The sequence below is a fragment of the Bifidobacterium erythrocebi genome (assembly GCF_012932675.1).
In the GTDB taxonomy this organism is placed as follows: Bacteria; Actinomycetota; Actinomycetes; order Actinomycetales; family Bifidobacteriaceae; genus Bifidobacterium; species Bifidobacterium erythrocebi.
Genome location: NZ_JAAIIF010000009.1, coordinates 107,310 through 126,606 on the forward strand (window position 1 = coordinate 107,310; position 19,297 = coordinate 126,606).

At 65.0% G+C, this 19,297-nt stretch carries 12 protein-coding genes and 1 riboswitch; of the genes, 7 read left to right on the top strand and 5 right to left on the bottom strand.

What is annotated here, in order from left to right; genetic code table 11:
• The first annotated feature begins 17 nt into the window (after positions 1-17).
• The 3 genes from G1C98_RS06315 (at position 18) to G1C98_RS06325 (ending at position 3,569) form a co-directional block, all read left to right on the top strand.
• A complete protein-coding gene (locus tag G1C98_RS06315) occupies positions 18-1,088 on the top strand; it encodes a cation diffusion facilitator family transporter (RefSeq protein ID WP_169080332.1) in 1,071 nt (356 codons plus the stop codon).
• Between the two features lie 233 nt (positions 1,089-1,321).
• A complete protein-coding gene (locus G1C98_RS06320; RefSeq protein ID WP_169080334.1) occupies positions 1,322-2,467 on the top strand; it encodes an Mrp/NBP35 family ATP-binding protein in 1,146 nt (381 codons plus the stop codon).
• 292 nt (positions 2,468-2,759) lie between these two features.
• Positions 2,760-3,569, top strand: a complete 810-nt coding sequence (locus G1C98_RS06325; RefSeq protein ID WP_417852300.1) for a carbon-nitrogen hydrolase family protein — start codon at positions 2,760-2,762, stop codon at positions 3,567-3,569.
• 140 nt (positions 3,570-3,709) lie between these two features.
• Here the strand turns inward: G1C98_RS06325 and ligA are convergent, their stop codons facing one another.
• From ligA to G1C98_RS06340, 3 genes are all read right to left on the bottom strand, one after another.
• Positions 3,710-6,526, bottom strand: a complete 2,817-nt coding sequence (ligA, locus tag G1C98_RS06330) for an NAD-dependent DNA ligase LigA (protein ID WP_169080338.1) — start codon at positions 6,524-6,526, stop codon at positions 3,710-3,712.
• 39 nt (positions 6,527-6,565) lie between these two features.
• Complete coding sequence (locus G1C98_RS06335; RefSeq protein WP_417852301.1) at positions 6,566-9,760, bottom strand: tetratricopeptide repeat protein; 3,195 nt, start codon at positions 9,758-9,760, stop codon at positions 6,566-6,568.
• 228 nt (positions 9,761-9,988) lie between these two features.
• A complete protein-coding gene (locus tag G1C98_RS06340; RefSeq protein ID WP_169080342.1) occupies positions 9,989-12,166 on the bottom strand; it encodes a glycosyltransferase in 2,178 nt (725 codons plus the stop codon).
• 131 nt (positions 12,167-12,297) lie between these two features.
• Between G1C98_RS06340 and G1C98_RS06345 the strand changes: the two genes are divergently transcribed.
• Positions 12,298-13,077: an ATP-binding cassette domain-containing protein gene (locus G1C98_RS06345; RefSeq protein ID WP_240944937.1), complete on the top strand. Its 780-nt coding sequence runs from the start codon at positions 12,298-12,300 to the stop codon at positions 13,075-13,077.
• A 74-nt stretch (positions 13,078-13,151) separates the two neighbouring features.
• On the opposite strand, the gene G1C98_RS06350 is transcribed toward G1C98_RS06345, so the two are convergent.
• Both G1C98_RS06350 and ppgK read right to left on the bottom strand, forming a co-directional pair.
• A complete protein-coding gene (locus G1C98_RS06350) occupies positions 13,152-14,324 on the bottom strand; it encodes a pyridoxal phosphate-dependent aminotransferase (protein WP_169080346.1) in 1,173 nt (390 codons plus the stop codon).
• Between the two features lie 172 nt (positions 14,325-14,496).
• Positions 14,497-15,267: a polyphosphate--glucose phosphotransferase gene (ppgK, locus tag G1C98_RS06355; RefSeq protein ID WP_169080348.1), complete on the bottom strand. Its 771-nt coding sequence runs from the start codon at positions 15,265-15,267 to the stop codon at positions 14,497-14,499.
• A 222-nt stretch (positions 15,268-15,489) separates the two neighbouring features.
• A riboswitch (FMN riboswitch) is annotated at positions 15,490-15,642 on the top strand.
• 6 nt (positions 15,643-15,648) lie between these two features.
• On the opposite strand from ppgK, the gene G1C98_RS06360 reads away from it, so the two are divergent.
• The 3 genes from G1C98_RS06360 to G1C98_RS06370 all read left to right on the top strand — a co-directional run bounded on the left by G1C98_RS06360 (position 15,649) and on the right by G1C98_RS06370 (position 19,112).
• Positions 15,649-16,278 (top strand): ECF transporter S component, encoded by a 630-nt coding sequence (locus tag G1C98_RS06360; RefSeq protein WP_169080350.1) that lies wholly within the window; start codon positions 15,649-15,651, stop codon positions 16,276-16,278.
• A gap of 67 nt (positions 16,279-16,345) precedes the next feature.
• Positions 16,346-18,658: an energy-coupling factor transporter ATPase gene (locus tag G1C98_RS06365; protein ID WP_169080352.1), complete on the top strand. Its 2,313-nt coding sequence runs from the start codon at positions 16,346-16,348 to the stop codon at positions 18,656-18,658.
• Positions 18,659-18,806: 148 nt separating this feature from the next.
• A complete protein-coding gene (locus G1C98_RS06370; protein WP_169080354.1) occupies positions 18,807-19,112 on the top strand; it encodes a YhbY family RNA-binding protein in 306 nt (101 codons plus the stop codon).
• Positions 19,113-19,297: the final 185 nt, after the last annotated feature.

Sequence of the window (19,297 nt, forward strand, 5' to 3'; positions counted from 1 at the left end):
AGAGCGAAAGGAATGTTATGACCGACGAAACGAATATCAGCGTCGCATCGGATATATCGGCTTCCAGCCAATCGAAGAAGACGGAGACGGAAGGAACGAAGGAAAGGAACGGCAAACCCGCCAACGCCAACGCGGGCGCCGCGGTCAAGGCCGCCCTCGCCGCGAACATCGGCGTGGCCTGCGCGAAGTTCGCCGCCGCCGCATTCACCGGCTCGTCCTCCATGTTCTCCGAATCGGTGCATTCCGTGGCCGATTGCGCGAACGAGATCGTGCTCATGTTCGGCGACCGCGCCTCCGACCGCAAGTCCAAGGGCGATCACCCCTTCGGCATGCATCGTGCGAAATATCTGGCCAGCTTTATCGTCGCCACGCTGCTGTTCTTCGTCGGCGGCGTGTTCGCCGTCAGCCAGGCAGCCAAGAAGCTCATCGGCCTGGCGGACGGCTCCATTCCCAGAAGCGTCGACTCGCTCGAACTGCTCGCCGCACTGGCCGTGGTCGTGATCTCCGCTTGCCTTGAAGGCTACGGCCTGCACACCTCCATCAGGGAGGCACGCGAACGCATGGCGCGGGTGAAGGTCGAGGAGGATTCGCTGATCGGATTCTGGCGTCGCACCAAGTCGGCGGAGCTGGCGTCGGTGATGATGGAGGATACGCTCGCGCTGATCGGTCTGCTGTTCGCAGGTCTTGGCATCGGCTGCTCGATGCTGACGGGTGACGAGCTGTACGATACGATCGGCGGTCTGCTGGTCGGTCTGGTGCTGGTGGTCGGCTCCGCCGCACTGGCGTTCAAATCCGGATCGCTGCTGCTTGGCGAGGACGTGGACCCGCGTACGCACAAGCTGCTTTCGCAGGCGGTGGCGGACACGCCGGGCGTGGAACGGCTCATCAACATGCAGGCGATTCATATGGATGAGGATGCCGTACTGCTGTGTCTGAAGGTGCAGACGTCCAAGCTGGACCGTGATTACGATGTGGAGACGGTCGACAAGATCGAGAAGAACATCCGTGCCGCGCTGCCGTGGTATGAGTGGGAGATCTATGTGGAGCCGGATATCTGGCGCGCGAATCACGTTTCCGCGGACGAGTGATCGGCTGATCGGCGCGGGGCCTAACGCCTTATTCTGCGCCCCCGTTCCGTGTTCCTCCATATTGCAATCGGCATGATACGTTCGGCCGCCTTCCTGCCACTTGCCTGCTTGTCTGCTTGCTCCGTCAAGCGAATCGGCTGAATCGGCAAGTGCGGTAGCGGGAGGGCGGCCGAACACGCTTCTGGCGTGGCACGGGGCCACCCGCTAAGGTGGTAGGCGCACACAGGAGGATCATGAACGACATTCACACCATCGAAGCGAGTATTTTCGAACGACTGAGCCACGTCATCGACCCGGAGCTGGGTCGTTCCGTCACCGATCTGGGCATGATCACGTCGATCGAGGCTGTGCCTTCCGACAATACCGACGCGGACGGCAACGGAATCGTCGATGTGACCGTGCACGTGGAGCTTACCGTCAAGGATTGCCCGTTGAGCGAGACCATCACCAATCAGATCAACGGCGCTGTCCGCTCCTATACCAGTCCCGACTCCCCCGATATCACGCTTGTTCCCCATATCGAGGTCAGTTCCATGCCACAGAGCAAGCTGACCGATCTCGTGCAGACGCTCAAGGCCGAGCGTCGACAGAACCCGTTCAGCAAACCGGGCATCAAGACCCGCGTGTTCGCCATCGCGTCCGGCAAGGGTGGTGTGGGTAAGTCCTCCGTGACCGCGAATCTTGCGGCCACGTTCGCGGCGCTCGGCTACGATACCGCCGCCATCGACGCGGATATCTACGGTTTTTCCTTGCCGCGCCTGTTCGGTGTGCATACGCAGCCGACGAATCTGAACGGCATGCTCATGCCTGTGACCGCGTGGGGTGTGAAGCTGATTTCGATCGGCATGTTCGCGGGGGCGGACCGTGCGATTCTGTGGCGTGGACCGCGACTGCAGCGTTCGTTGGAGCAGTTCCTGTCCGATGTGTGGTGGGGCGAGCCGGACGTGCTGCTGCTCGATCTTGCGCCCGGCACCGGCGATATGGCGATTTCCGTGGCGCAGGCGTTGCCGAACGCCGAACTGGTGGTGGTGACCACGCCGCAGCCGTCCGCGTCGGATATTGCGGTGCGTTCCGGGCTGGTGTCATTGCAGGTGCCGATGAAGGTGCGCGGCGTGGTGGAGAATATGAGCTACTACGAGCATAAGGGCGAGAAGCTGCGGATTTTCGGCGAGGGAGGCGGCAAGCGCGTGTCCGAGCAGCTGACGGCGGCGTTGGGGCATGACGTGCCGTTGATGGCGCAGTTGCCGTTGCTGCCCGAGCTGCGCGAGACCGGCGAGGCGGGGCGTCCGGCGGTGCTGACACCGGAGGGCGCGCTGGACTCCACTCCCCTGGCGGCCGAGTTCACCTCGCTGGCACGTCAGCTTATGGAATCGCGCTGAGCCGCCATGGCAGCTGCCGTGTCAGCTGCCATACCTCCGGGCAGCCGGCATATCATGCGGCATTACCCCGAATGGAACACGGCAAATGGCTGTCCATTCGACCGTTATCCGCACTTTGATGGTCCATTCGGTCGTTTTCAGGCTCGAAAACGACCGAATGGACAGCCATGTGACCGGTTCCGACCGAACCGACCGCCATGTGCCCGACTCATCCGACCTCGTCCGACTTTGTCAGGACGGACGCCGCCCCACGCGCGCTTGCCGGTAACGCGACCGTGCAAGAATGCGGGGTATGAGAGTCGCCATAGCACAGTTCGCAGTCGCACGTGAGCCTGACCGCAATATCGAGACCATCCGCACCTATGCCATGCAGGCCGCAGCCAACGGCGCCCGCGTCCTGCTGCTACCCGAGGGCATCATCGCACGCGACGCAACCGACCCGTATTATCCGGCACATCATGCGCAGCCGATCGACGGCCCGTTCGTCACGGCGCTTCGTGCCATCAGCACGCAGACGGGCATTGCGATCATGGGAACCGTGCACATATCCGATTCGGAATCTGCCAAGCCAGGCAACGTGTTTCTGATCATCGACGGCGGCGAGATCCGGCTTGCCTATCGCAAGATCCATCTGTACGACGCGTTCGGCGAACGCGAGTCCGACGTGATCGAACCGGGTAATGAGATTCCGCCGCTTATCGGCATCGACGGCTGGCGGTTCGGCGTGATGACCTGTTATGACCTGCGTTTCCCCGAGTTGGCGCGGGCGCATGCCATTGCCGGCGCGGATGTGTTGGTGGTATCGGCGGCGTGGGCGCGCGGCACGGACAAGGTGGATCATTGGACAACGCTGTGCAAGGCCCGCGCGTTGGAGAATACGTGCTACCTGATGGCGTGCAGCGAGCATAGCGCACACAACATCGGGCACAGCATAGCCGTCGACCCGATGGCGCATGTGGTCGCGCAGGCCGGGGACGATGACGATATCGTGTTCGCCGATTTCGACCGGGACGTGTTGGATAAGGCCCGTCAGACACTGCCGGTGCTGCGCAACAGGCGCTTTGCAGCACCGGTGCTGCGAAGCGCACCATCGGCCGACTGACCTGCACTTGGCGGCCAATTCGGTCGATTCCGCTGACTTGGCTGTCGGTCCGGTCGTTTTCAGGCTTGAAAACGACCGAATGGACTACCATTTGCCGGATTCCGTCCGAATGGACTACCATCCGCCCGGTTTCGACCGGATCAGTCGAGTTCCTCTTCTTCCGCGTCTTCGCCCGCATTCTCGACTTCGACCGCATCATCGGCCGCATCCGCACCGTATTCGCCGGCGAGCAGCAGCTCGAACTGGGCCTCGTCCAGCATGGGGATGCCGAGCGCCTCGGCCTTGGCGGCCTTGGAACCGGCGTTCGCTCCGACCACCACGTAATCGGTCTTCTTGCTCACCGATCCGGCGGCCTTGCCGCCACGCTCCACGATCGCCTCCTTGGCGGAGTCGCGCGAGAAGCCTTCCAGAGAGCCGGTCACCACCACGGTCTTGCCGGACAGGGTCTGCGGCAGCTCGCTCGTGGCCGCCTCGCCCACGCCAACGCCGGCGGCACGCCATGCGGCCAGGGTCTGGCCTCGCCAATCCCCCGGTTCGCGCGCGGCGGCGAACCAGTGCACCACCGATTCGGCGATTTCCGGCCCCACGCCGTCGATCTGTGTCAGATCGTCCACACTCGCCTTGCTGATTGCGTCCAGCGACCCCATGGCGGAGGCGATCATGCGCGCGGTGGGCGGTCCCAGGCGTCGGATCGACAATGCCACGAGCACACGCCACAGGTCGGCCTGCTTGGCCTTGCCGATCTCGTCAAGCATCTTGCGCGTGTTCTCGGCGGGTTTGATGATGATCGGCGTGACCGTGGTCTCGCCGGAGCGTGAGGTCTTCGTCTCCTCGCGCACCACCACGGCGTCGGCGGGCACGTTGAAGCCCGGATAGCGTGCGTCGGAGGTCGTATCGGAAGACGCGCCGGCCGCCTGCTCACCGGCCTTCCTGCGCACCTTGGGCGCTGGCGCGGCGGTCGTCCAGAACGCCGGCACCTGATGCCACAGACCGGATCCGCCGATCCGCTTGCGCACCTTGCGTTTGCGGCCGTTGTCGCCCACGACCTCGCGCACCTCGATGATCGGTGCCTCGCGCCATACGCGCACGTCCTTCAAATCGGCGGCGGTCAGGTCGAAGATCCCCGCCTCGGAGCTCAGCACCGGGGTCTGCACGGGCGGCAGTTCCAGTCCTTCGACCGGCTCGTATTCCTCCGGTTCCTCGCCCGGCGCGACCAGGATCTCCGTGATGTTCGGCGCGAACGTCGCCACGGAATCGGGCCGGTTCTCCTCTGGGTTCGTCAGGGCGATGGCCGACTGGTCGCCCAGATGTTCGATGTCGAAGGCCTTGCGCATGCCCAGCGAAATCACGCGTTCGGTCAGCTGCGCGGGGCAGCTTTCCACATTCGGGCAGCGGATGTCCTTGTCGCCCTCCTTGGCGGGGGCGAGTTTGGCCCCGCAGCTCGGGCAATGCTCGGGCATCACGAATTCGCGCAGCTCGTCCTCGCGCCCCTTGCGGCGTTCCAATACCGGTCCCACAAGTTCGGGGATCACATCGCCGGCCTTGCGCACCACCACGGTGTCGCCGATCAGGATGCCCTTGCGTTTCACCTCGAACGGGTTGTGCAGCGTGGTGCGCGCCACGGTGGAACCGGCCACATGCACGGGCTTCAGCACGGCCACGGGCGTCACGCGCCCGGTGCGCCCCACCTGCACGGTGATGTCGAGCAGTTCGGTGTTCACTTCCTCAGGCGGGTACTTGTAGGCGATGGCCCAACGCGGCGCACGCGAAGTGGCACCCAGGGAACGCTGCAGGGCCAGATCGTCCACCTTGACCACGATGCCGTCGAGCGCGTGCTCGATGTCGCCGCGATGCTCGCCGTAGTAGTCGATCATGTCGAGCACTTCGCCAAACGAGGTGACGGTGCGGTTGTGCGGCGAGACCGGCACGCCCCACTTGGTGTACAGCGCGTAGGCCTCGGACTGGTCGTTGATCTCATCGTGCCCGGTGTGCCCGGCACCCCATTCGAGCCTGCCGATGCCGTGCGCGTAGAAGCTCAGACGGCGGGTGGCGGTGATGCGCGGGTCCTTCTGGCGCAGCGATCCGGCGGCAGCGTTGCGTGGATTGGCGAACGGCTCGCGGCCGGCGTCCTCCTGCTCGTCGTTGAGTGTGCGGAAGTCGTCCCACCGCATGAACACCTCGCCGCGGATCTCCACGAAGTCGGGGATGTCTTCGGCGGAGCCTGCAAGATTGGCGGGGATGGTGCCGATGGTGCGCACGTTGAGCGTGATGTCCTCGCCGGTCACGCCGTCGCCGCGCGTCAGCCCCTGCTCTAGCACGCCGTGGCGGTAGATGAGGTTCAGCGCAAGTCCGTCGATCTTGACCTCGCAGCTCATGGGCAGCGGCTTGCCTTCGGGCCAGTCGAGGCCACGCAGCACGCCGTCGTACCAGTCGTGCAGCTCCTCGATGGAGAATACGTCGTCGAGGCTCATCATGCGCGAGGGGTGACGCACGGACACGAAGTCGTTGGAGAAGGTGCCGCCGACGCGATGCGTGGGCGACTGCGGGTTGTCGAGCGTGGGGAATGCGGCCTCGAGCCGCTGCAGGCAGCGCAGACGCGCATCGTAGGCGGCGTCGGAGCTGACCGGGGCGTCGTCGATGTAGTAGGCGATCTGATCGGATTCCACCCATGCCGCGATCTTCGCCCACAGCCGGGCGGCGGTGTCCGCTTCCATGGCGGAGACATCGAGGCGGTTGAGCCGCAGCGCGTCCTCGTCGTTGGCCTGCAATGCGGCGACCCACTGGTCCGATCCGATGGGGAACCGTGCGATCCCCTCGTTCGCCACGATGGCGACCTCCGGTTCCGCGGCCGCCGAGACATCCGCACTCCCCTGCGTCTCACCGTTCGGTTCCGCGTTTGCCGTCTGGTCCGTCAGACCGTCGAAATCCCATGCCAGCTGTTCGCTCTCGTTGCTCATAATCCCCGATTCTATCGCCTGACCGGGCGATTCCCCGCGCTATTCGCTCAACGAGCGGATGAACTGTGCCTGCACCACGTCGATGCCGTTCGATTCCGTGTCGTTCATGCGGGCCGCCGCCACCGCGAGCGTGCGGGCGGGCACGAACAGTCCCTCGTCCACGGTGATGCGCACGGCCTGGCGCACGATGCCGGCGGCCTCGGTGTCCGGCCAGACGGGCAGTCCGTGGTGGCGCAGCACCATGGCGGCCTCCTGGACGTTCTCCGGCACGGGGATGCACTGCGAGTCGGCGCGCGAGACGAGTTCGCGCAATTCGTCCTCCAATGTCATGATCTGGCCGGGCGCGATGTGGTTGCTCATGATGTATGCGGCGGCGGCCGTGTCGAAACGGTCCTGCATCCATTCGGCGTATGCCAGGCGGTAGTAGGCGAATGCGGCGTCGTCGCGGTCGAGCGCGACGAGCAGCGCGTTCAGGCATGCGGCGCGCGCGGAGTCCCAGTCCTCGTCGCGTGCCAGCTGCACGGCGAGCTTGAGGTGCGCCAGCGGGTAGGACGGCGCGTACGCCACCATCGCGTTCAGATGCGGCAGCGCCTCCTTGCTTCCCTTGAGCTGCGCGTACATGTCGGCCATTTCCATGTGCATGTAGAACAGGTTGTCGGGAATGAGCACGGTTCGCTCGTCTGGCGTGGCAAACAGGCGGTTGTACACCACGCGTTCCGCATAGGAGTTGAAGTATCTCGGCACGCCGTCGCCCTGCGCGTACAGCGCGTCCAGACTGGTAAGCAGTTCCTCCGCCGATTCGCACGCCTGGTCGGCCTGACCGGAGAACAGCAGGTCGTGCATGCGCCCGCGTTCGGCGTCGATCCGGGCCGCAAGGTTCAGTTCGATCGCCGGGGTGTCGCGTCCGTCGATCAATGCGCCCGCGATGGCGGCGGATTGTTCGCTCAGTTCGGGGTCGGCGATGCCGTCGATGATGCGCGTGGCCTCCTGCGCCTTGGCGACGGACGGCATGGTCGTGTCGGAGGCGAGACGGTGGAATTCGCTGTCCGCGCGCTGCATCACGTCGACACGTTGGATGGACAGGCCCAGCGCGTTGCGAGCGCCCAGGGCCTGCGCCGCCTGAGGTGCGAACTCGTGGTCGGCCATTTCCGGCTCCTCCTGGGAGCCTGCCGGCGCGAATCCACGGTCGCGCAGATCGAAGTCGGGGACGATCTGCTTGAGTCCTCCGTTCTCGTCGACGTCGATCGTCGCATCGAACATACGGTACGTGTCCTGCGGATGTTCGAGACCGTCACGCCTGATGCGCGCAAGGAACTCATCGCGGGTGAACCGGACGGTGGCGAGCGTGCGCACCGTGGGGTTGCGCCTGAGCACGTTCATCGGATCGTCCTGATCGCCGTCGTCGTTCTTGAATCCGGCGGGCTGTTCGCCGGGGTCGGCGAAGGTGGTCTCGTCGATGTCGATGCCCTTGACCAGATCCTCGAAGCGCTGGTCCACGGAGGCGTCGGCGTCCGAACTGCTGGCGTCGGCATCGTCGTGGGGTGCGCCGGCGGTCGGCATGAAGGTGTCGCCGCCCATCTCCGCGAGGGAACGGGCCGCGGTGCGCGAGGGATCGCCGTGCATGTCGCCGTCCTTGGGCTCGGCCTTGCTGCGGCTCGGCCCAACGTCACCGGTGTGCATGCGCTCGAACGCGCTCAGCGCCTCGCTCATCAGCGCTTCGATGGCGGTGTCCTGCTCGGCCACGGCTTCTTCCAGACCGAGCGAGTCGACGTGCAGCGACACTTCCCGCACCTTGTCGCACGCGCCGAAGCTCATCAGCGCCAGCATGAGGCCGACGCGCAGATTGTAGTCGGCGCTCATCGCCGCACGTTCCTTATCGCTCAGCGTGACCCACTGCCCGGTCTTCTCGTCGTAGCAGGTCGCGGGCATCATCGAGACGCCGGCCGTGGTGAAACCGACCGCCACGCGCCCTTCCGCCAGATTGGACCGCAACGCCACGTCGAAACGGTACGGCAGGCGCAGGCGGCGGATCAGCAGCGACATCGTCTGCCGGTACACCCATTCGGAGTCCGCCGGTTCGCCCACGCTGCCCGCCGTCTTGCCGGCCGCGTCGAACAGCGCCTGCATGGAGCTGTGGCCCGGTTCGGGGGCATGGTCGACGCCCAACGCCAGCAGTGCCGGGTTCTTCAGCAGGTTCATGTCGATGGCGGCGGCCTGCTCGCGCGTCACGGTTTCCTCGGTGGGTTCCAGTCCGAGCCGCGAATTGTGTTCCAGCCACGAGCTGACCATGGCGAAGCGGTTGAGGTTGCCTTCGATGGCGAGCGCCCGCAGGGCCGGCGCGAGCGCCAGCGAGGAATCCCAGGTGAAGAAGTACGCGCCGGAGTAGCTGGAGGTGTACAGGTGCAGCGGTTCGGCGCCGTGATTGGCTTCGAGCCCCGGCACCTCGTCGAGGGCGCCGGCTTCGCGCATGAGTTCCGCGAAGTGGTCTTCCAGGCCGGATACGCGCATGTCTCGCGCGCGTGCCTCCAGCATGTCGCGTACGGAACGACGGATCGCGCCGATCGGCGCTTCCCTGTTGAGTCTGCGGAAGATGTTGCCGGCGCCGAAGCCGATCAGGGCTCCGCTCATCTGCGGCAGCATGTATGCGGCGAAGAACGCGATGGCGATGGCGTCGCGGTATTCGAGTCCTTCGCGCATGGTTGCGGGCAGTTTGCGGCGCATCTGTTCGAGCCGGTATGCGCCGTCCTTGCGGGACCATGCGGCCAGCCAGGTCATGCGTCCGGTCATGTCGCGTCCCACGATGCCGCCGTAGTCGGGGCGTTCCTTGGAGAAGATGAAGCGCGGTTCGATCCCCTGCGTGTCCATGCCGATCTCGTTGCCGACGAAGACGCGGCCCTTGCTGTCGGCCACGGCGATCTGCGCGAAGCGGTCGCGCCCGGCGAACAGACCGAGCGAGAATACGTTGCCCTGGTAGTTCGTGCTGGGCAGCTGCGCCCAGCCGAGGGTGAGTCTGCCCGGCACCTCGTCGAAGTCGAACATGTGGCGTTTGACCAGCGGGCCGAGTCGGACGGTGTGGCCGGCGAACTGCTCGATGATGGCCTGTTCGGCCTGGCTGCGCTGCCCCGCGCCCTGGGCGTCGTGGGAGCCGGTGGCTGGTGCGGCGTCGGTGCCGTGGGTCTTGCCTTTGCCCGGATGCTGGTCGAGCGTCGCACCGAACGGATCGACCATGCGCATGGCCGCCTTGCCTTGGCGTGACAGGCGCGACGCCCAGTGTCGCGCGCGCCCCAAGGCATCCCCGAAGGGGTCTGAGTGTGATTTGCGTGCTGACATATCCCACATTCTTTCAATTCATTCAGACATGCCCGCCGATTATTGCCCTCGGAGAAACCGTGAGCACTGGGTGGCCGTCGTATCCGTTGCGTTGCCGGTCCCGTTCATGGTCGCGGTTTGCGGCGCGACCTGTCATAGGAACCAGGCGAATACATTGTAGAACAGGTTCGGTGCGGCGGAGATCAGCGCATCGTGGCGTCCGATGGTGAACAGCGAGAGCACGCCCACCGCGATGGAGCACATCATGACGGCCGCGACCGCCAGTCGTGCCAAGCGTATCCGCATCGGTATGGCACCGGTCCGGCGAGACCCGTCGCATGATCCGGCGCCGGGCTCCCCCAGCAGCCGCAGCAGTACCGGCATCGCCGCCAAAGCGAACAGCCAGCCGAAGTCGGCCATGTACCGCCAGCCGAGGCCGGCGTTCACCGCGTCGAATACGACCAGTCCCATGGCCAGCGCCAACGCGGTCAGCGTGGTGCGCGTGCGGCCGGGTCTGCCGTCCCGGGCGCGTAGGAACGGCAGTACGAACGAAAGCGCGGCCAGCGGGCACATGGCGAACAGGCCGCCGATCATCGGTTCCGTGTAGGACCATTCGGGCAGGGCCGCGGCGGAGAGCGCGATCCAGGGGAAAGTGTCGGTGAATCGCAGCGGCAGCAGTAGGTAGTCGCCGGCGATCGGCAGGATGTTCGCCGCGGCGACCCGGTATGCGGTCATGTCGGTGACGGTGAGCTGGTATTCGTTGCCGAAGTTCATTGGCGAGCCGAATCGTGCCGCGTTGTATGCCATGAGCGGCACCACCGGAATGAGCGCGGCGATAACAACCACAGCGGGCGCGCGCAGCGTCGCCGGCACGGGTGCGGTCCTGCTCCGCAGCGTGATTGCAATGGCTTTCAGTTGCGGCCAGAAGATGGCGATGCCCAGCAGGGCCGTCAGGCAGAAGGTGGGGCGGCATCCGAAATTCGCCGCGATGCACAGCGAGCCGAGTCCGATGCGGGTCAGCGAAAGCGCCGGCGCGTTCCCCGCCTGCCAGCGGTCGGCGGCACGTAGAGCCCGCCATGCGCGGCCAAGGTGCCCGCCGCCCGTCGAAGTGCGCTCATGCTTCCCGTCATCGTATGCCGCCCCCAGCCACAGCCATAGTCCGAGCGCGCTCAAAGCGAGGGACGCGGCGAACGGCACCGAGTAGAAGTTCCGGCGGAACAGCAGGTAGCCGGCGTTCGATCCGAGCAGCATGGTCGTAAGCGCGATGGAGACGGCGGCCAGCGATGTCTTCGGCGCAATGCGGTCGATGACGCGCAGCACGAGCAATGCCAGGAACAGCATGGCGAGGAACATGAGCAGCAGCACCGCCGCCCCGCTGGAGAGCATGTGGCCGGTGATCATCCGGTAGGGCATGAACAGCAGCACGGCCGGCAGCACGCCGAAATACGAGTACCAGTGGCCGTTGTAGTAGGCGTAGTCCCAGTAGATCGGGTTCACGCCGTCGGCGAGCAGCTTCGCGCGGGTGGCGGTGCTGTACGGGTTGCCTGCGGCGGCGAGCGCGTCCGGCACGCCCAGGTCCAGCGAGGTGCGTCCTTGCAGCAGCGCGTCGGCGATGTGCCCGTATTGGTCGAAGTCGTAGGTGTAGCCGCCGGCTTCGTGGAAGACCAGTGGGCTGGAGGTCAGTTGGGTGCCGATGCCGTAGACCGTGGCGAGCGCGATGGGAACGGCGATGCACCAGGCGACGGCCCGCTGCCTGCCGCTGGCCGTGTTGAGCGGGATGCGCCAGAGTCTCGATCCGGGCCTCCAGCATGCCGCGATGAGCACTATGGCAGCCATGATCGCCACGCGTGCCGGGTTGAAGTCGAAGGGGACCTTGGCGTTGGCGCGTACGGCCTGGATGGGGATGAGCGAGCCTTTGGGCTCTTCGACGCTCACGCGCAGGGTGCCTTTGCCCGGCGCGTGGATATAGCAGGATCGTGCGGATTGCGGGCTGAACGAGGTTTCGCGCGCGATGCCGTGATCGACCGATGCTCTGAGGTGCACTGCGGTGAGCGCCTTGCCGGTGACGAATGACGGGTCGATGCGCGCATAGTCGGAGGTGCCGTCCGTCTTCACTTCGAGCCATGCCTCGGTGGGGTCGGCGACGCGCAGCATGCCTTCCTTGGTGCGTTCGAGGCCGGATCCCATGGCGTTGGTGTACGAGACGGTGTCGGTGCTTGCACCAAGCGTATGCCAGAACGGCATGTTGAAGCCCACGCATTCGATGAGCAGTATTGCCAGTATTGCGATCAGCGCCGCACACAACGTCCGTCGGCGCATACGCCGGCTCATATGGGCATGCTGAGGGTTCTCGGGCACTGGGTGGTGGAGAAGGTGAAGCACCCCATCATTCTATATGGTGTGCCCATGGCGTGCGATCGCACGCGTAAGATGGCGGTATGCCATTTTTTGCCAAACGGGCCATGCAGCCGAAGCCGGCGCAGCTCACGTTCGCCCTTGCCGATGCCGGGCTCGTCTACGATGACGGCGCGGTCGGGCTGAATCCTACCTCATTGACCATCGCCGAACGTCGTGTCGCCGTCATCGGTTTGAACGGCAGCGGCAAGTCCACGCTGCTGGGACTATTGGACGGCACGTTGAAGGCCACCACGGGATCAGTGTCGATCAGCGGAAACGTACCAGGCGGCGACGCAGAGACACTTGATCCGGCATCCAAACGCGACAGGAAACGCATCGACGAGCTGATCGGCCGCGTGCGCCGCGAGGAGATCCCCGAATCGTTCTATCGCGCCGATTCCATCGCCAGCGCAATCGACGCCATGCTGAAGAAGCGGCGCGTACCCGAGTCGGAACGCCAGGCGACCATCGGCAATCTGTTCGCGCATTTCTCCCTGGCCAATGCGGCAAAGGAGCCCGCGTCGGCGTTGAACAGCGAACAGCGGCATCTGCTGGCGATCGCCGCGGCACTGTGCCTGCGGCCGAGCTGCGTGGTGGCGGACGAACCGTCCAAGGGACTGGACGAGATCGGCACCGCGCATGTGGCGAAGGCGTTGTTCTCGTATAACAGCCAGGTGATCTTCGCCACGCATGACACGGATATGATCGTGCGCCCCGAGTATGCGATCGAGCGCACGCTGGTCCTGGACGGCCAGTCGATCGTGTTCGACGGCACGCCTACGGATGCGGTCGCGTTCTACACCGATCTGATCCGCCAGCACTACGAGGCGGCACGGCGCGGCTGAACCGCACGCGATCGAATCGTATTCGACTGAATCGGCTCAGCCTGTCGGCCGATTCGGCCAGTCGTCCGATTTGGTCAGCCCAGCATCGCGCGCACAGTGTCGAGCACTGCGGCGATGCCCCGTGCGAACTCATCCGGCTCCGGCAGAAGCGACACGGCCAGGTACCCGTTCGAGGTCATGTCGAAGAAGTACCCCGGCTGGCCGGTAAGCCTGTGATCCGTGATCAGCTTCAGCACCAGCTCGTTCTCATCCAGCACCGACGGCACACGCAGCAGCACGTTCCACCCGCCTTCGGGGCGCAGCACATCCGTCACGCCGAGTTCGTCGGATTCCAGCATGCCATGCAACGCGGCAAGATTGCCACGCACCCGTGCACGCACACGGTCGGTCTGCGCATCCGCGGCGTCCAGCAACGCTGGAATGCGCCCGGCGATGATATCGCTCATCGGCAGATAGTCGTCGGCGATCACATCCAGCCGGCGCTGCGCCTCGGCCACGTCATGCTCCGGCCCGGACACCTGGATCCAGCCGACCTTGGCATGCGGCGCGGCCAGCATCTTCGAGAACCCGTCGAGCGCGAAGGTGAGCGCGCCTTCCTCGCCGGCCAGCCTGCGGTTTGCGGCAAGGGGCTCCAGATCGTAGTCGAAGAACACCTCGTCGGCGATGATGGCGATGCCACGCTCACGGCACAGGGCGACCAAGGCCTCACGCTCGTTCTCCTTGACGTAGGAGCCGGTGGGATTGTTGGGGTTGATGAGCACCAGCGCCCGCACTCGCTCGCCTTCGGGCGAGTCCAGGATCGCGGCGATGTCGGCGGGCTCGATGTACCACGCGCCGTCGTATCGCAGTTGGTATTCGATCGCGTGCACGCATTCGAGTCCGGCGATCGACTCGATGAGCGGATAGCCCGGCTTGGGCGCGAGCACCGCGTCGCCCGCGTCGCACAGCAGCTTGATGAGCCAGGAATACGCTTCGGAGGTGGAGGACAGCAGGTAGAGACGTTCCGGGTCGACCGCCTGCCCGTTCCGGCTCCCCAGAAACGCCGCCAGCGCCTTGCGTGCGGCCTTGGGGCCACGCGGGTTCGCCTCGTAGATACTGGGGATCTCCTTCGGCGCCAGGCCATGACGGGTGGGGTTGGAATCGTTGAGTTTGCCGAGTGCGATGCCATCGGCGGCGGCCTTGGCCTGGGCGGCGGCGATCGGGTTCGGCTCGCTGATGTCCACGCGGGACGAGAAATGCACAGTCATGCGTTCCAGACTACTCCGTGCCGTCCGCCCGCCGTCTTGCCGCCCCGCTCCCCCGCCTATACGTAACCGGTCGGGAAGACGGGCATACAACAAGCGGGGAAGACCGGAACGAACCGATCCTCCCCGCTTGAAACCCCTTACGCGGAGCGGTAAGTCAGCAGGCTGGCAGCGCTCAGTGCTGCTGCTTGACGCTGGCGTAGTAGGCGGCACCGATGATGCCGGCCTCGTTGCGCAGCGTTGCCGGCACGACCTTCGTCTTGATGTCGATGCGCGGGATGAACTTGTCGGCCTGACGGGACACGCCGCCGCCGATCACGATCAGATCCGGGTTGAAGTACTTCTCCAGCAGGCCGTAGTACTTGGTGAGGCGCTTGGCCCACTTCTTGTAGCTGATGCCTTCGATGTCCTTGATGGAGGATGCGGCGTACTTCTCGGCGTCCAGATGCTTGGAGTTGAGGATGATGTGGCCGAGCTCGGTGTTCGGGACCAGCACGCCGTCCATGATCAGGGCGGTGCCAATGCCGGTGCCCAGCGTGGTGGCGATGACCAGGCCCTTCTGGCCCTTGGCCGCACCGAACTGCTGCTCGGCGAGACCGGCGGCGTCGGCGTCGTTCACCACGGTGATCGGACGACCGCAAGCCTTGGAGAACACCTCGGTCACGTCGGTGCCGATCCAGGACTGGTCCAGGTTGGCCATGAAGTCCAGCGGCTGGCCGGGCTTGATCGGGGCCGGGAAGGCGACGCCGACCGGCACGTCGGCCGGAACGTCGAAGTGTTCGAGCTGCTGCTTGACGATGGCAGCCACCGCATCCGGGGTGGAGACCTCGGGGGTAAGGATCTTCAGACGGGGTTCAGCAAACTCGCCCTTCTCAAGATTGACGGGCGCGGCCTTGATTCCGGACCCACCGATATCAACGCCAAAAGCCTGAGCAGTTTCAATCATCTTTGACCTCTCTTCGCAGAAGGTGAATAGTTTAATGAACCGGTATTGTTATGGTATCGCCCGAATGCACTGTGGCACGCAGGAAACCCCATAACACCAAGCATCTTATGCAAACGTATGCGATATTCTCGCCGCCCCGGCGTGGTGCAAACGTTACCATGCAACGTCTCGCCAAATGGACGTCATACGGCCCCGGTCGCACGCTCCGTGTAGAAACGAAACCGTAAGTTTCAGGGAAGGTGAAATTCCTTACTGGCGGTAAGCCTGCGCCCGGCATTCATAACGGCCCGCACGGCAAGCCCGCGACCCGCGCAAGCGGCTGATTCGGTGCAAATCCGAAGCCAACGGTTACAGTCCGGATGGAAGAAACGAGGAGCTCATATGAGCCAGTCTTCTGCTATGCAATCCCATACCGACGCCGACCACGGCACCACCGCCCCGTCGAACCACGCCACCGGCACGCACTCCACCGGAGTCGCCGACCACGGCCGCTGGTCCACCCGACGCATCGCCATGTACGCGCTGTTCGTCGCGCTCGCCATGGCCGCCAGCCTCATCGAACTGCCGATCTTCCCCGCGGCTCCGTGGCTCAAATACGACCCGTCCGGCATCGTCTGCCTTATCGCCGGATTCGCCTTCGGCCCCTACGCCGCTGCAATCGTTTCCGTTCTCGGCTTCCTGCCGCATATGTTCACCAGCCCGTGGGGCGCGTTGATGGGCGTGCTCGTGGCCTTGGCGATCTCGGTGCCCGCATCGCTCGTATACCGCCGCAAGCGCACCCGCGGCGGCGCGATGGCCGGCATGGCGCTGGGCATGGCGATCGCGCTGGTGGTCGCGCTGGTCTCGAACCTGCTGGTCACGCCGCTGTACGCGCATATGACGGTGGCTCAGGTGGCCGCGATGATCGTGCCGATCCTGCTGCCGTTCAACCTGCTGAAGTTCGCGATCCACGCCGTGGTGACCTTCCTGATCTACAAGCCGGTCACCGCGCTGATCGACCGCGCTGCCTGACATGCCATCAGCGATGTCTTTCGATATGCCTGCCGCAGCGTCTTCCGCAGGGGGCAGCGCAGCGGATATGACGGACGACGCGCCTGCCACGCCATTGGCCGAACTGCATGACGTGCGATTCAGCTACGACGCCGGTGCCCATTGGACGCTCGACGGCGTGGATCTGACCATCATGCCCGGCGAGCGCATCTGCCTGACCGGTGCGAACGGTTCGGGAAAGTCCACGCTCGCCCGTCTCATCTGCGGCCTAACCGCCCCCGATTCCGGCACCATACGGCTTCTGAACCTGCCGGTCTACACCACGGAAAGCGGCCCGGACGCCGAGGCCTATCGCAAGGCCCGTCGCGGCATCGGCGCGGTGTTCCAGAAACCCGAAGACCAGATCGTCACCACCATATTGGAGGACGATGTGGCCTTCGGGCCGGAAAACCTCGCCGTGCCGCACAAGAGGCTCGGCGAACGCATAGCCGATGCCCTGCACGCCGTCGGCCTGCAGCACCAGCGGCACAGCAACCCGACCCGCATGAGCGGCGGCCAGCAGCAGCGCGCCGCCATCGCCGGCATGCTCGCCATGAAACCGCGGCTGCTGGTGCTCGACGAGCCGACCGCGATGCTGGACGAAACCGCACGCGACGACATCATGCAGGTGCTCGACGAGCTGCAACGCCAAGGCTCCACCATCGTCCACGTGACGCACCGCCCCGAAGAAACCGCCCATGCGACGCGCATTCTCAGGCTGGAGCGCGGAAGGCTCATCGACGCTACCGGCATGGCAACCGACTCGGAGACCTTCGCGGCTCCCGAAACCGGCAGTCGTGAAAAACCCTCGGCAGATGCCATGCCACCGGCAGCCTTACACGCCGAGAACAGCACGAACAGCCCACTGGTCTCTATCGAACACCTCTCCTACACCTACCCCGGCGCATCCGCACCGGCGATTACCGACCTCTCGCTCACCATCGGCCACGGCGAGACCGTCGCCATCATGGGACCCAACGGCGCCGGCAAATCCACGCTCGCGAAGATCCTGTGCGCGCTCGCCAAGCCGAATGCCGGCACGGTCGTGGTGGACGGCATTCCCGTGCAGCGCGCCAAACGCAAGCAGCGTGCGCAGGTGCACGCCACGGTCGGCTACATCATGCAGCACCCCGAACGCCAGCTGTTCGCCGCGACCGTTGCCGAAGACATCGCCTACGGCCCGCGCAACCAGGGATTGGGCGAGCAGGAGGCCATGCAGCGTGCCGAGCAGACCATGCGTCTGCTGCATATCGAGCATCTTGCAGATCGCTCGCCGTTCGCCCTGTCCGGCGGGCAGCAGCGGCTCGTCGCCATCGCCGGTGTGCTGGCATGCCGGCCGAAGCTCATCATCATGGACGAGCCCGCGGCGGGACTGGATGACGCGGCGCGGCACCGTTTGCACGGCGTGATCCGGCATCTGCACAATCTGGGCGTTGCCGTCATGCTCATCACGCATGACGCCGACGAGGCGCGTGCCCTTGCCGACCGTATCGTGCGTATCTCCTCGCCTGCCGTTGCGGACGCGGATACGGATACGGATGACGCGAGTGGCGATAATCGGTCCGCCGATTCCGCACGATCGGCGGACCGCGTCTCCGACTCTTTGATTGGACGTCTCGATCCGCGTGCGAAGCTGCCGGTCTTCCTGCTGGTCATGATGTGCGCGTTCGCCATCTCGAACGGCCTCCAGCTTGCCGTGGGCGCGTGCGCGGTGGCCGGCGTGCTGGCGGCGTCGCATATCGGCGTGCGGAGACTGTGGCGTTCGATTCGCGTGTTCCTGGTGCTGTTCGTGCTTATGGGCCTGGCGAACGTGCTGTTCGTCCGCACCGGCACCGTGCTTGCGACCATCGGATCCATACCCATCACCGATGACGGATTGGCCATATCGGCGCTGTATATCTGCCGATTCGCAATGGTCATCGTGCTGGGTGCGGTGTTCCTCGCCACCACCACGCCCACGGCCATCACCGACGCGGTCGATTCCCTGTTCTCGCCGTTGCGCAGATTCGGCGTGCACACGCAGGAGGTCGCGCTGGTGTTCAGCCTGGCGCTGCGGTTCATGCCGACATTGGCCGACGAGACGCATGCGATCATGGATGCGCAGTCGGCGCGTGGCGGTTCCATCGAGACCGGTTCCCCGCTGAATCGTGCACGCGCCCTGGCGGCGATCATCGTGCCGGTGTTCGCCGGGGCGCTGCGGCATGCGGATAATCTCAGTCTCGCGCTCGATGCGCGCTGCTATGAGGAGGGCATCCGGCGCACGCACTGGAGGGTGCTGCGCATCACCTCGAATGACATCGTATTCATAGCCGCTGCGGGGCTGACCGTTCTCGACATCGCGCTGTTCGCGTTCCTGCCATAGCCGCATAAGGCGGATCGGCCACACGCCAACCGCGTGCCGACCCCAATCCCCGGCTTCCCCGCGACACCTTGCGCAACCCCTTGCGGTATGCTGGCGGATGGTATGACGCGCATGACCGCATGCGCGCATTGATTCGAAGGACGTATCCATGGCATTGACCAAGAAGCAGACCAAGCAGCTGCGTGCGCTGGCGAATTCGCTCAAGCCGCTGTTCTACGTGGGCAAGAACGATCTGACCGAGGCCGCGATCAAGCAGGCCGACGAGACGATCGAAAAGCACGAGCTCATCAAGTGCGCCGTGCAGGACGGTTCCGGCCTGACCGCCAAGGAAGCCGCCGAGCAGCTGGCGGAGCAGCTGGGTGCCGACGTCGTGCAGACCATCGGCAACCGTTTCGTGATCTACCGTCGTTCCAAGCGCGACGATGTGGAGCATATCCGACTGGTGCGCGAGTAGTTCCGTACGCTTCGATGCGTCTGCCATCTCGATGACACGGCAGACGGCACATCGCATGCATAACAACAATTGGGGCGGCTTCCTTCATAGCGAAGGAAGCCGCCCCAATGCATTACAGGCGATCACCGGCATCCGTGCGGCGAGATTCCAGGCACCGCACGGATGATCTCAGCCACCAATCTCAA

Coding starts and splice junctions, on each gene's coding strand:
- G1C98_RS06360 (WP_169080350.1), top strand. CDS start 15,649: ATGAGCCAGTCTTCTGCTATGCAATCCCATACCGACGCCGACCACGGC.
- G1C98_RS06320 (WP_169080334.1), top strand. CDS start 1,322: ATGAACGACATTCACACCATCGAAGCGAGTATTTTCGAACGACTGAGC.
- ligA (WP_169080338.1), bottom strand. CDS start 6,526: ATGAGCAACGAGAGCGAACAGCTGGCATGGGATTTCGACGGTCTGACG.
- G1C98_RS06340 (WP_169080342.1), bottom strand. CDS start 12,166: ATGAGCCGGCGTATGCGCCGACGGACGTTGTGTGCGGCGCTGATCGCA.
- G1C98_RS06365 (WP_169080352.1), top strand. CDS start 16,346: ATGACGGACGACGCGCCTGCCACGCCATTGGCCGAACTGCATGACGTG.
- G1C98_RS06325 (WP_417852300.1), top strand. CDS start 2,760: ATGAGAGTCGCCATAGCACAGTTCGCAGTCGCACGTGAGCCTGACCGC.
- G1C98_RS06315 (WP_169080332.1), top strand. CDS start 18: ATGACCGACGAAACGAATATCAGCGTCGCATCGGATATATCGGCTTCC.
- G1C98_RS06350 (WP_169080346.1), bottom strand. CDS start 14,324: ATGACTGTGCATTTCTCGTCCCGCGTGGACATCAGCGAGCCGAACCCG.
- G1C98_RS06335 (WP_417852301.1), bottom strand. CDS start 9,760: ATGCGCATGGTCGATCCGTTCGGTGCGACGCTCGACCAGCATCCGGGC.
- ppgK (WP_169080348.1), bottom strand. CDS start 15,267: ATGATTGAAACTGCTCAGGCTTTTGGCGTTGATATCGGTGGGTCCGGA.
- G1C98_RS06370 (WP_169080354.1), top strand. CDS start 18,807: ATGGCATTGACCAAGAAGCAGACCAAGCAGCTGCGTGCGCTGGCGAAT.
- G1C98_RS06345 (WP_240944937.1), top strand. CDS start 12,298: ATGCAGCCGAAGCCGGCGCAGCTCACGTTCGCCCTTGCCGATGCCGGG.